Here is an 11,958-nt window from a genome sequence, read left to right on the forward strand (position 1 = left end):
GCCACCCCAAGCGCCAGCGCAATTCCCTCCCCTTGATGGGAGGGCTAGGGTGGGGTGGGGCCCAGAGTACCGAGTTCGTGACTCACCCCCACCCTCATTCCGTCCCCACAAGGGGGAGGGAGGCAGATCGCGCTAGCCCTACCTACCCATCGGATACGGCAAATACCCGGCAAAGCCGGTCAGCTTCCATTCTCCGCCCACCTTGCGCAGGAAATACAGCGTCTGCCAGTTCAGCACGTCCTTGCCGCCGTCGGTGAGCTTGATCTCGCCGTCGAACTTCTTGTGCGCGATGGCGATGTCGCCGTTGATTTCGATCTCGGTCAGGCTGGTGGCGCGATGGATGCCATCAAGCACGTCCTCGGCATAGTCGAGCTTCTGGCTTTCCCTGGCCTGGCGGATCCAGTCGTCGCGATAGGCCTCCAGCGTCGGGAAGCTGATGCGCCAGTCGTCGGGATTGCCCGACTTACCGCCATTAATGCCCAAAAACCCTTCCTTGATGAAGTCGCCGTCCACCATGCTCCAGTCGGCGGCGACGAAGGCGGCGATGTCGCGCTCCACCAGCATGGTCCAGATGGCGCTGCGGTCCGGGTCGTTTGCAAAGGGGTTGGTGCTGGTCATGATTGTCTCGCGTCTTTGACTTGATTGGGCGCCGGGGAGGGTGTCTGCTACCGGTCCATCAGCGTGAGCGACAATGCGGATCGCCGCCGCAATAGTGTTTCATATTTTCATTGATGGGGTTCATCCGTGTGCTTTTCGTGGAGCCCAGATGAATACCAATTGCGACATGCTGCCTGTTTCCATGGCGATTGTCCACACCCGAAACGCCGCTTAGCTCGGTACAAACGCCCAGAATTTCAACAAAATGCTGCCTCTTTAGGCAAAGTTGCGGGGTGGCTTAAATTGGTATTGTCATTGTGACGGATTCGTGTTGACATTGCTTTCGGAACGATCCTAATCTTGAAAATCGTTTACAGAAAACCCGACCAATCCGAAAGAGATGGCGGGCTCTAACAGGGTAGAGCATCATATGCGGGTAGGCATTATCGGCCTCGGTTTCCGTCTCGGCTATTTGGCGCGGGTATTTTCCGCTGCGCGGGATGATTTTTCGATTGCCGGTTATGTGGATCCCGCTCCCGCGGGTCTGCCCTATACCAAGGAACACGGTGTTTCCGTCGGCAAGCAGTTTGGCTCGCTGGAGGAAATGCTCGACAGCGAGAAGCTCGACCTGCTGATGGTCGGCTCGCCCAACCACATGCATCTCGAGCACATCCGCATCGGTCTCGATCGCGGCATGAAGATCTTCACTGAAAAGCCGGTGGTGACGTCGGTCGAAGATACGATGGAGCTGGCCAAACTGGTCGCCCAGTACGGCTCGGACAATCTGATGGTCGGGCTCGTGCTGCGTTATGCGCCGCTCTATGTCGATCTGCGCAAGGCGCAGGCTGAGGGATTGATCGGCGACGTGACCTCGGTCGAGGCTTCGGAGCATATTCCGCCCTATCACGGCGCTTTCTTCATGCGCGATTGGCGCCGCTACGAGCGCTATTCGGGCAGCTTCATGCTCGAAAAGTGCTGCCACGATCTCGATCTCTATAACGGCGTCATGGGCTGCCGCCCGCAATATGTGTCGAGCTTCGGCGGTCGCCGCACCTTCGTGCCGGCCAATGCCCCGCAGAACCTTGGCATCAACGACATGGAAGTCTACCATCGCAAGCCCAGCGGCTGGCAGGGTAGCGACAAGGTGTTCGACAGCGACGGCGACATCATCGATTACCAGACCTCCATCGTGCAGTATGCCAACGGCGCGGCGCTAACCTTCCACACCAACCTCAATGTCCCTGATGATTTCCGGCGCTTTGCCGTGATGGGCGCCAAGGGCATGGCCGAAGGCGATTTCATCCGCAATTTCCTGCGCGTCACCGATAGCCGCACCTCCGACCGCCTGGTCGACGCGACCTACAAGACATCGGGCCTGAGCCAGCACTACGGTGCCGACGAGCAGATGGCCGAGGATATCCTCAAGCACATGACCGAAGGCGTGCCGCTGCCGGTTTCGGTGACCGACGCCCTTGAGGCGGGTCTGCTGGCGCTCAGCATGGACCAGGCGATGCGCACCCGATCTGTCATCGACATGAACCCGATCTGGCAGCAATTCGACGCCGCCCTCGGGCGCGCGAGCTAAGGAGAAGTCAGATGACCGGAAACCGTAGCGCTTCCCTATTCGCTTTCGCCCTACTGGCTCCGGCTCTGATCTATATTACCATCATCGTGGCCTACCCGTTGTTCGACACCATCGTGTTGAGCTTCACCAATGCCGCCCTGCGCCCGACTTACGACTTCGTCGGCTGGGCCAATTACCAGCGCATTTTCGGCGCCGGCAATTTCACCGAAGTCATCGTCCGGACCTTCATCTGGACCTTCTTCTCGGTCGCCACCAAAATGGTGATCGGCGTGCTGGGTGCGACGCTGCTCAATGCAGCGATCCCCGGCCAGACCGTGTTCCGCATCCTCACCATGCCACCCTGGATCGTGCCGATGGCTATCGGCATCTTCATGTGGGGCTGGATGTATAACGGCCAGTTCGGCATGATTTCCGGCCTCTTGCAGAATTTCGGCCTCATCGACGGACCATGGCCGATCCTGGCGCAGGGCAGCTCGGCCTTCTGGGCCACCATCGTCACCGACGTGTGGATCGGCGTGCCGATGGTCACGATCTATATGCTGGCCGCCATGCAATCGATCCCCAAGGACCTTTACGAGGCTGCCTGGACCGATGGCGCCGGCCGTTTCTATCGCTTTCGCCGCATTACGCTGCCGCTGATGATCCCGGCTTTGCTGACCATGAGCCTGCTCAGCATGATCGCCACGTTCAATTCGTTCGACATCATCTGGATCCTGACCCAGGGCGGTCCTTCGGGTACCACCACGACCATGATCATCGACACCTACAAGACTGCCATGGGCAGCCGCAAATACGGCGAAGGCGCCGCCCGCGCCGTGGTCATCTGCATCTTCGTGTCGCTGTTCTGCATCGCCTACTTCCGTGCCGTCCGGAAACTGTCGCAGGGAGAAGCCAAATGAGTGACGTCGCCCGCTCAACCGAAGTCGCGGCCGCCGACAGCTCCGCGCTGGTCAAGCCAGCCGCCAAGGCCCGTGCCCGCTCCGCCAAGGCCATGATCGACCGCTACAAGTGGTACGAGATCGTGCTGATGTATGCCGGCATGGCCGTGTTCCTGTTCTTCGTGCTGGCGCCCTTCATCGAAGGCTTCCTGGTGTCGCTGAAGCCACTCGCGCAGCTGTTCTCGACGCCCTACAGCTTCATCCCCAAGAACGGGTCGTTCGACGCCTATTTCAGCATGTGGGTGTCGGTGCCAGCTTTGGGCATGCACATTTTCAACTCGTTCTTCATCTCGTCGGTGGTGACGCTGATCGTCGTCTGCATCGTGGTGCCCGCCGCCTATGCCTTCGCCCGCTTCCAGTTCGGCGGTTCGGGCCTGCTGCTCGGCGCGTTCCTCGCCGTAAACATGTTCTCGGGTGCCGTGCTGCTAATCCCGCTGTTCCGCCTGATGCGTCAGCTGGGCCTGCTCAACAGCTACTGGGCGATGATCGTGCCGGGCGCCGCCTTCCTCATTCCGTCGTCCATCTGGCTGCTGCGCACCTACATGATGCGCATCCCCAAGGAGCTGGACGAAGCCGCCTGGGTCGATGGCGCATCGCGCCTCTACACCCTGCGCCGGGTCATCCTGCCGCTGGCTATGCCGGGTATCGTTGTGGTCGCCATCATGACCTTCATCGGCGCCTATGCGCAGCAGTTCATCTTCGCGCTGACCTTCAACTCCAAGACTGAATTCATGCCGCTGCCGGTGGGGCTCTTCGCCTTCTTCGGCAAGCAGGAAGTGCAGTGGAACGAGCTGATGGCAGCGTCCTTCGTCGGTATCCTGCCGGTCATGATCGTCATCGTGTTCCTGCAGCGCTATCTCGTCGCCGGTCTCACCGCTGGCGCCGTGAAACAATAAAGCCCGCAAGGGTGTATCGAGTTCTAGGTCGGGGTCGCCAGAACCCGGCCGAGGGAAGGCGCCCCTCGGGGCGTGCAACAAGGGAGACTAAAAGTGAAAAAAACTACCGGACTTCTCGCGGTATCGCTGCTGGCCATGGCCGCAGCGACCCCTGCGACGTTCGCCCAGGACGTGAAGGAAATCTCCTTCATCAACTGCGGTGACGAATTGACCGCCGGCTATGCCGATTACTTCGCCGAATGGGAAGCCGCAAATCCGGGCTACAAGGTCGCGCCGGAAATCGTGGGCTGGGGCCAGTGCCAGGACAAGGTAACGACGCTGGCTGCCGCTGGCACGCCGGTTTCGCTGGCCTATGTCGGCTCGCGCACCCTCAAGCAGTTCGCCCTCAACGACCTCATCGTCCCAATTCCGATGACCGACGAAGAGAAGGCTTCCTATTACAACTACGTCCCTGACACCGTCACCTTCGACGGCACCCAGTGGGGCGTTCCGGTTGCCTTCTCCACCAAGGCCCTGTTCTGGAACAAGGACCTGTTCGAAGCCGCTGGCCTCGATCCGGAAACCCCGCCCAAGACCTGGGAAGAAAAGATCGCTTTCGCCAAGCAGATCACCGAGAACACCGATGCCGCCGGTTATGGCCTTGTCGCCAAGACCTTCGACAACACCATGCACCAGTTCCTCCATTGGGTTTACACCAATGATGGCAAGGTGATCGACGCCGACGGCAACATCGTGCTCGACAGCCCGAACAACCTGGCTGCCCTGACCGCGATCAAGGACATCGTGCCCTACTCCGAAGAAGGCCCGACCGCCTACGAGCAGAACGAAGTTCGCGCAATCTGGCTCGATGGTGGCGTCGCCATGATCGAAGCCGGCGTTGGTGCCGCGCTTCGTGCTGAAGAAGCCGGCATGAACTGGGGCGTTGCTCCGCTGCCGGGCGGCCCGGACTCCAAGGGTCCCGGCACCCTGCTGATCACCGACTCGCTGGCCGTCTTCAAGGGCACCGGCGTTGAGGAACAGGCTATCAGCCTGGCCAAGTTCATCACCGCTGGCGAACGCCAGTGGGCCGCCGAAATGGCCCAGGGTCTGACCCCCCTGCGTCCGCTCGAGCCCCAGACTGCTGAACTGGTTGCCAAGACGCCCTATTGGGCGCCCTTCCTGGACGGTATCGAATTCGGTGGCCCAGAGCCTCTGCTGACCGACTATGTCGGCCTGCAGAACGTGATCATCGAAATGGTTCAGTCGGTTGTTACCGGCGCTGCCGAGCCTGCCGCTGCCCTCACCAAGGCCGCCGGCGAACTCGAGCAGTACAAGTAAGGTCCTCCGACCTGGCCGTCGCCCCGCACCAGGGGCGGCGGCACCCTCATTCATTGCCTGCCCGCGGGAGCCGCCCCGCCGACCGGAGACGTCCCATGTCGCAACTCAGCCTCAAGCATCTCAAGAAGTCCTTCAACGAGGCCCGCATCATCAAGGGCATCGACCTGGAGGTTTCCGAAGGCGAGTTCGTGGTGTTCGTGGGTCCGTCGGGCTGCGGTAAATCCACACTGCTGCGCATGATCGCCGGCCTCGAGGACGTCACCGAGGGTGAGATCGTCATCGGCGGCAGGACCGTCAACGACCTGCCGCCCGTCCAGCGCGGCATCGCCATGGTGTTCCAGAGCTACGCGCTCTATCCGCACATGACCGTGTTCGAGAACATCGCCTTCCCGTTGCGCGTCGAAAAACTGCCGCAGGCCGAAGTCGACAAGCGCGTCGGCGCCGCGGCCAAGGTGCTGCAGCTCGAAAGCCGCCTGCAGCACCGCCCCGGCATGTTGTCCGGCGGCCAGCGCCAGCGCGTCGCCATCGGCCGCGCCATCGTGCGCCAGCCCAAGATTTTCCTGTTCGACGAACCGCTGTCCAACCTCGACGCCGCGCTCCGCTCCGAGATGCGCATCGAGTTGATGGAACTGCACAAGCGCCTCGGCTCGACCATGATCTACGTGACCCATGACCAGGTCGAAGCCATGACCATGGCCGACAAGATCGTGGTGCTCGACGCCGGCGAGATCGCCCAGGTCGGTTCGCCCCTGCAGCTTTACCACAAGCCCGACAACCTCTTCGTCGCTGGCTTCATCGGCAGCCCCAAGATGAACTTCATCAACGGCACCGTGACATCGGCCGATGGCGAAACCGCCGTGATCGATCTCGGCGCGCTGGGTACCATCAGCCTGCCGCGCTCGTCGAAGGCGATCGCCGGCCAGTCCGTGACGCTGGGCATCCGGCCCGAGCATCTCAAGCTCGGCCAGGGCGACTTTACCCTGACCATGACGCCCAAGATCGTCGAACATCTGGGCATCCACACCGTCAGCTACGCGACCCTGCCGGCAGGCGAGAATTTCGTTGGCCTGTTCGAGGGCGATCCCAACGTGCCCGAAGGCGAAGCGGTGAAGATCGGCTTCACGCTGGATCAGGTTCACCTCTTCGACCAGGCGGGTCTGGCGGTCTACTGACTTCGAGGCGGCCCGCAGGGACAAATCGCTCCGGCGGAGCGATTTGAGACGCTTCGAGGTGGGCGACATCGCCGCCGAAAGGCTCCGGTGGAGTCTTTCGAACCGAGAAGGCCATAAGAGCTCTGCTCGCATGCGACTGCCGCCTGAGGAGGGGATGAATGCTGGACATTGTCGGCCTGCTGCAGACCGAGAAGGACGAATTCACCCGCTCCGAACGCGCGCTGACTGAAATCGTGCTGGCCGATGTCGACCGCGTGCTCAAGATGAGCATTGTTGACCTGGCGGCGCATGCCGACGTATCGCCGCCCACCGTTACCCGGTTCTGCCGGCGCCTGGGCTGCGACAGCTATGCTGATTTCAAGGTGCGCCTGGCCCAGTCCCGCTTCGTCGGTCAGCGCTATTTCGCTCCGGCGGCCGGGCCGTCCAGCGTGCACGAGATCAGCCAGGGCGTGATCAACGGCATCCAGTCGATCATCTACGAGACCTTCGAGCATCTCGACTTTGCCGCGGTCGAACGCGCCGCGGAAAGCCTGGTCAAATCCTCGTTCGTGCTGGCCTTCGGCTCGGGTGGTGCGTCCTCGATGATGGCCGGCGAAATCGAAACGCGGCTGTTCCGCCTCGGCCTCAAGGTCGCTTCGACCGACGATCATCAATTGCAGATGATGCGCGCCGCCGCTGCTCCCTCGGGCACCGTCATCGTCGCGTTCTCGCTATCGGGCAATAATGCGCAACTGGCCAAGACGCTCACCGTCGCCGGCGAGTATGGCCTGACGCGCATTGTCATGACCCGCTCGGCCTCCATCGTCTCGGCGCAATCCGATATCCTGCTGCCGGTCAACTGGCACGAGAGCAGCGACATCCTGCGGCCGACGCCGGGCCGCTACGCCTTTCTCGCCACCGTCGACGTGCTGGCCCAGACCATAGCCACCCGGCTCGGCGCCTCCGCCGTCGCCAGCATGCGGCGCATCAAGCATCAGCTCGTCGTCAATAGAGACGGCGACGACGCCCAGCCGCTGGGGGATTAACCGGCCACAGCGTCACGCCCTCGTGGTTCGAGGGTCGCTATGCTCCCGCCTCACCATGAGGGCTACTGGGCCACAGAGCGAGCGGTAGCCCTCATGGTGAGGTGCGAGTTCTTCACGAGCCTCGAACCACGAGGGCGTGCCACCGACACAAAGAGCATTCTCATGACCATTGCCCTCTCCCTCGTCACCACCTGGACGCCCGCCAAGGACGGCGAGCCGCTCGGCTACGGCATCGAGCTCACCAATAATGGCGACCAGCCGCTCAAGGACTTCACCCTCGGCTTTTCCGGCCCCGCCCGCATCGATCCGCATGCCACGCTCGAAAACGGCAAGCTGCTCAAGCGCCTCTCCAACCACTCGCTGATCGCGCCGCCCGATGGCTATGTGCTCGAGCCGGGTGCGACCTGGACGGCCACGGCGCGCGGGCTTTCCTATGGCCTGCGCCATTGGAGCGACGGGGCCAATTCGGGCTATGTCGCGCTCGCCGATGGCACCATCATCACGCTGCCGACCGCGCCCACCAAGGGCAAGGGCCACAATTCGCCGCTGCTCAAGGGCACCGTGAAATTCCCCGTGCCGGCCAAGGCGCCGGTCCCCGTCTCGATCATTCCCTGGCCGAAATCGGTCGCAACCACGGGCGCTCGCACCGCCCCTCCCGGCATCGAGCTCAAGCCTGAAGGCAGCGACGCGCAGAAGGCCGCCGCGGCCTTTACCGGCCTCGTCGCCGACCTGTTCCCTGTCGAAGCCCTGGTTCGCCCGGTGTCGGAAGCGGGCATGCCGGTCGCCATCGTGCACAAGACCGGCATGGGTCCCGAAGCCTATGAGGTCACCTTCGCCGAGAACAGCGCCACCGTCGCCGCCACCACGCGCCAGGGCATGTTCTATGGCCTCGTGACCATCGGCCACATCCTGCGCGGCGCCAAGCAGTATCCGCAGACTTTCCTGTTCCCGACCGGCGGCACCATCAGCGACGAGCCCGGCTTCGTCTATCGCGGCTGCCATCTCGACGTGGCGCGCCAATTCTATACCGGCGCCGAAGTCAGCCGGCTGATCAAGCTCATGTCCTGGAACAAGATGAACAAGTTCCATTGGCATTTGAGCGAAGACGAAGCCTGGCGCGTCGAAATCGACGCCTACCCTGAACTGACCGAGATCGGCGCCTGGCGCGGCCATGGCAAGGCGCTGCCGCCATTGCTCGGCTCGGGCCCGCATCCGACCGGCGGCTATTATTCCAAGCAGGTTATCCGCGAGATCGTCGCCCTGGCCGATAGCCTCGCTATCACCGTCATCCCGGAAATCGACATGCCGGGCCACTTCTACGCCGCCCTGCAGGCACTGCCGCATCTGCGCGATCCGGCCGAAACCGGTGAATACCAGTCGGTACAAGGCTTCCCCAATAACAGCCTCAACCCCGCCTACGAACCGGTCTACGAATTCGTCGAAAAGGTTGTCGATGAAGTGCTGGAACTGTTCCCCGCGGGCATCTTCCACCTCGGCGCCGACGAAGTGCCGTTGGCCGCCTGGTCGGGCTCGCCTCTCGCTCTCGACATGATCGAGAAGATGGGCGGCATCGAGATGCGCCGCAAGCACGAGAAGCAGTTCAACCAGCTCGGCAATCACGGCGGCGCCGACGAAATCGAGGGCTCGCCCACTGCGCTGATCCAGGCGGCCTTCATCCGCCGCGTCCACGACTACATCTCGTCCAAGGGCGCCATCACTGGCGGCTGGGAAGAAGCGGCGCACGGCGACGCCGTGGATAAGGACAAGGCCTTCGTCATCGGCTGGCGCAATGTCGAGATCAACGCCGCCCTGGCCGAACGCGGCTTCGACATCGTCGTCTCGCCCGGCCAGCGCTATTACCTCGACATGGCCAATGGCGTCGCCTGGGCCGAACCAGGCGCCGGCTGGGCCGGCTGGTCGGGCCCGCAGGAGACCTATGAGTTCGAGGCCCGCGCCGGCTTCTCCGAAAACGGGCTCAAGCACCTGCTCGGCGTCCAGAGCTGCATCTGGAGCGAGTCGATGACCGACCGCGCCATCTTCGACCGTCTGGTATTCCCCCGCCTCTCGGCCGTCGCCGAAGCCGGCTGGACGCTGCCCGAACGCAAAAGCTGGCCGCGGTTCAAGGCGCTCGTGGGCACCATGCCGATCATGTACGGCAATTGGTCTGAGGAATAAGCTTAGGCGCAGCCAAGTAGCTGGATCGTCACCCTCGGGTTTGGCCCGAGGGCGTTTCGCTTGCTGAACGCCGGGTAAGCACAGAGCCCTCGGGTCAAGCCCGAAGGTGACGCGCGGTGGATGCAGACTCGTGACACCCTCTCCCTCAAGGGGAGAAGGGGGGAACTGCGCTATTCGCCGCTGATGCCTAAGCCCAGGGGTTCTCCACCATCGGCCAGATCGTCCGCCGCGCCTTGCGGTAGGGTGTGGTTGCCGGGGTGTTGGGATAAGGCTTGCCGGCCGAGCAATAGACGATCTCCGCAGCGATCTTGCTGAACGAGTCGTAGAAGTGGTTGGTCGACTTGATCAGCAGGATTTTGCGCGACGTCGGCTCGATACCCATCACCGAAAACAGGCTGGGATCAAAGCTCTGCGCGCGGGTGGAGTTGAGGATCACATCAATCCCGTCAAAGCTGATCCACACTGCATCGCCAAACGGCGCGAAGCTCTCGCCGAACCGCATTTCCGCGTTTCGGACCAGGCGCCTGACCGTTACCAGCTTGTCGATCGGGTCGCCGGTATGCGGCGCAGACTTGGCGCCGAAGCGCAGCGGAATCTCGGCGCCTTCCCCAGCCGCCATGCAGATCTGCACCGCGATCGGATCCCAGACGGTGCCAACGGCAACGTCGGTAACGCCACGCGCGATCAGTTCGGCCAGAATGACCGTCGCATCGCCCGCCGTGCCGCCGCCGGGATTGTCCCACACGTCGGCAATGACCACAGGGCCCTTCGGTGCGGCGAGGGCAGCATCGACAGCGACCTTCTCGTCGACCTGCTTGACCATGAAAGTGCCGCGCATGTCGAACAGCTCGCGCCCCAGCGTCTCGGCAAAAGCCGCGCCCTTGCCGGGATTGTTGTCGGTAACGGCGATGATCTTGGTGCCCAGCTCGGGCACGTCGCCGGCCATGAAGCCATGGATGACCGAGAGCGACAGCAGGCCCGGCTCGGACTTTTCGAGCGCATAGAGCTTGTCGACAAAGCCGCGCATCGGCTGCTTGGAGGTGGGGAACACATCGATCATGCGGCAGTCGAACACCGACATGACCGGCTTGATCTCGCCCTTGAGCGCCCGCACCGCGATCGACCACAGGTCGCGCGCCCGATCGACAAAGTCGATATGCGGAAACTCCTTGAAGACGACGAAGAAATTGGCGGCAGCGACGCGCCTGGCTGTCAGGTGGCTATGGGGGTCGAGTTCGGCACAGACCAGCACATCGGGGCCGACAATGTCGCGGACGCGGCTCAGAAGGTCACCTTCCGGATCGTCATAGCCTTGGGCGACCATGGCGCCGTGCAGGCCCAGAACGACGGCATCGACCGGCATGGCCGCGCGGAGCTGGTCGAGAATTTCGTCGCGCAGTTCCTCAAAGGTGGCCCGCGCCACCAGCCCTGCCGGGTCGGCCCAGCTGGCACTGCCCTCGATCAGGGTCCAGCCCTCGCGGGCGCAGACTTCGCGGCCAACGGTGATCGGCGCGGTGCACAGTGTGGGGGTTGCCGGGTGCTCTCCCGGGCGCGCATAGAGCGAAGCCTCGAACGCCCGCTTGTCGATGGCGATGGGGGAGAAGGTATTGGTTTCGGTCGCCAGGGCGGCGGTGAAGACGCGCACGTGGAACTCGCAAGAAGTGTGAGTGAACAGGCTTGGACGGAAGCCGCCCAGATGCCAAGCTAGCACAGGGTAAAGCGATCAATCACGTAAGAAATTTACATTCGTGACGGCATTTTGCAGGCGAAATGCCGGTTTTCAGTGGATATGGTCGGCCTCAACGAAATTGGCTTTCAGAAATCGACAAGGAGTATTGCAATGCCGATCAAGCGCTATGGTGCGGAGAAGTCGGGTGCGGGCGGCCAGAACCTGCCTTTCGCGCGCGCCGTGGAAGCCGGTGGCTGGCTCTATGTCTCGGGCCAGGTGGCCATGAAGGACGGCGAAATCGTGCGCGGCAGCATTGTCGAAGAGACGCACCTTACCATCAAGAACCTCATCGCCATCCTGGAAGAGGCCGGCTACGGGCTCGAACACGTGGTGCGCTGCGGCGTCTGGCTGGATGATCCGCGCGACTTCTGGAGCTTCAACGGCGTCTACAAGAGCTATTTCGGTGATCACCCGCCGGCTCGCGCCTGCGTGCAGAGCCATATGATGGTCGACTGCAAGGTCGAGATCGAATGCGTGGCGTATAAGGGGCCGTAAAGCCCCCAACCACGGCAATTTGGTGTGGC

Annotated in this window: 10 protein-coding genes; 8 read left to right on the top strand and 2 right to left on the bottom strand. The window is 62.6% G+C overall.

Annotation, left to right across the window (positions count from 1 at the left end; translation table 11 throughout):
- Nucleotides 1–138: 138 nt before the first annotated feature.
- On the bottom strand, nucleotides 139–618 hold the full coding sequence (locus MF606_RS02240; protein ID WP_240231994.1) for a hypothetical protein: 480 nt from the start codon (nucleotides 616–618) through the stop codon (nucleotides 139–141).
- Between the two features lie 409 nt (nucleotides 619–1,027).
- Here MF606_RS02240 and MF606_RS02245 point away from each other — a divergent pair, with 409 nt between their 5' ends.
- The 7 genes from MF606_RS02245 to MF606_RS02275 all read left to right on the top strand — a co-directional run bounded on the left by MF606_RS02245 (nucleotide 1,028) and on the right by MF606_RS02275 (nucleotide 9,705).
- Nucleotides 1,028–2,182: a Gfo/Idh/MocA family protein gene (locus MF606_RS02245; RefSeq protein WP_240231995.1), complete on the top strand. Its 1,155-nt coding sequence runs from the start codon at nucleotides 1,028–1,030 to the stop codon at nucleotides 2,180–2,182.
- 11 nt (nucleotides 2,183–2,193) lie between these two features.
- Nucleotides 2,194–3,081, top strand: a complete 888-nt coding sequence (locus tag MF606_RS02250; RefSeq protein ID WP_240231996.1) for a carbohydrate ABC transporter permease — start codon at nucleotides 2,194–2,196, stop codon at nucleotides 3,079–3,081.
- Nucleotides 3,082–3,173: 92 nt separating this feature from the next.
- Nucleotides 3,174–4,016, top strand: a complete 843-nt coding sequence (locus MF606_RS02255; RefSeq protein WP_240233932.1) for a carbohydrate ABC transporter permease — start codon at nucleotides 3,174–3,176, stop codon at nucleotides 4,014–4,016.
- A gap of 135 nt (nucleotides 4,017–4,151) precedes the next feature.
- On the top strand, nucleotides 4,152–5,333 hold the full coding sequence (locus MF606_RS02260; protein WP_240233933.1) for an ABC transporter substrate-binding protein: 1,182 nt from the start codon (nucleotides 4,152–4,154) through the stop codon (nucleotides 5,331–5,333).
- A 95-nt stretch (nucleotides 5,334–5,428) separates the two neighbouring features.
- The gene (locus MF606_RS02265) at nucleotides 5,429–6,505 is read left to right on the top strand and encodes an ABC transporter ATP-binding protein (protein ID WP_240231997.1); all 1,077 of its coding nucleotides are present in this window, start codon (nucleotides 5,429–5,431) and stop codon (nucleotides 6,503–6,505) included.
- 158 nt (nucleotides 6,506–6,663) lie between these two features.
- Nucleotides 6,664–7,530: a MurR/RpiR family transcriptional regulator gene (locus MF606_RS02270; RefSeq protein ID WP_240231998.1), complete on the top strand. Its 867-nt coding sequence runs from the start codon at nucleotides 6,664–6,666 to the stop codon at nucleotides 7,528–7,530.
- Nucleotides 7,531–7,692: 162 nt separating this feature from the next.
- Nucleotides 7,693–9,705, top strand: coding sequence for a beta-N-acetylhexosaminidase (locus tag MF606_RS02275; protein WP_240231999.1), 2,013 nt, complete (start codon nucleotides 7,693–7,695; stop codon nucleotides 9,703–9,705).
- A gap of 187 nt (nucleotides 9,706–9,892) precedes the next feature.
- Here the strand turns inward: MF606_RS02275 and MF606_RS02280 are convergent, their stop codons facing one another.
- Nucleotides 9,893–11,350, bottom strand: a complete 1,458-nt coding sequence (locus MF606_RS02280) for a M81 family metallopeptidase (RefSeq protein WP_240232000.1) — start codon at nucleotides 11,348–11,350, stop codon at nucleotides 9,893–9,895.
- A 195-nt stretch (nucleotides 11,351–11,545) separates the two neighbouring features.
- On the opposite strand from MF606_RS02280, the gene MF606_RS02285 reads away from it, so the two are divergent.
- Nucleotides 11,546–11,929, top strand: a complete 384-nt coding sequence (locus MF606_RS02285) for a RidA family protein (protein ID WP_240232002.1) — start codon at nucleotides 11,546–11,548, stop codon at nucleotides 11,927–11,929.
- Nucleotides 11,930–11,958 lie beyond the last annotated feature (29 nt).

It is taken from the genome of Devosia lacusdianchii, assembly GCF_022429625.1.
Lineage (GTDB): Bacteria > Pseudomonadota > Alphaproteobacteria > Rhizobiales > Devosiaceae > Devosia > Devosia lacusdianchii.

What these genes read in the sequence shown, in the direction of transcription:
- MF606_RS02240 (WP_240231994.1), bottom strand. Translation starts at nt 618, where the DNA reads ATGACCAGCACCAACCCCTTTGCAAACGACCCGGACCGCAGCGCCATC.
- MF606_RS02245 (WP_240231995.1), top strand. Translation starts at nt 1,028, where the DNA reads ATGCGGGTAGGCATTATCGGCCTCGGTTTCCGTCTCGGCTATTTGGCG.
- MF606_RS02250 (WP_240231996.1), top strand. Translation starts at nt 2,194, where the DNA reads ATGACCGGAAACCGTAGCGCTTCCCTATTCGCTTTCGCCCTACTGGCT.
- MF606_RS02255 (WP_240233932.1), top strand. Translation starts at nt 3,174, where the DNA reads ATGATCGACCGCTACAAGTGGTACGAGATCGTGCTGATGTATGCCGGC.
- MF606_RS02260 (WP_240233933.1), top strand. Translation starts at nt 4,152, where the DNA reads ATGGCCGCAGCGACCCCTGCGACGTTCGCCCAGGACGTGAAGGAAATC.
- MF606_RS02265 (WP_240231997.1), top strand. Translation starts at nt 5,429, where the DNA reads ATGTCGCAACTCAGCCTCAAGCATCTCAAGAAGTCCTTCAACGAGGCC.
- MF606_RS02270 (WP_240231998.1), top strand. Translation starts at nt 6,664, where the DNA reads ATGCTGGACATTGTCGGCCTGCTGCAGACCGAGAAGGACGAATTCACC.
- MF606_RS02275 (WP_240231999.1), top strand. Translation starts at nt 7,693, where the DNA reads ATGACCATTGCCCTCTCCCTCGTCACCACCTGGACGCCCGCCAAGGAC.
- MF606_RS02285 (WP_240232002.1), top strand. Translation starts at nt 11,546, where the DNA reads ATGCCGATCAAGCGCTATGGTGCGGAGAAGTCGGGTGCGGGCGGCCAG.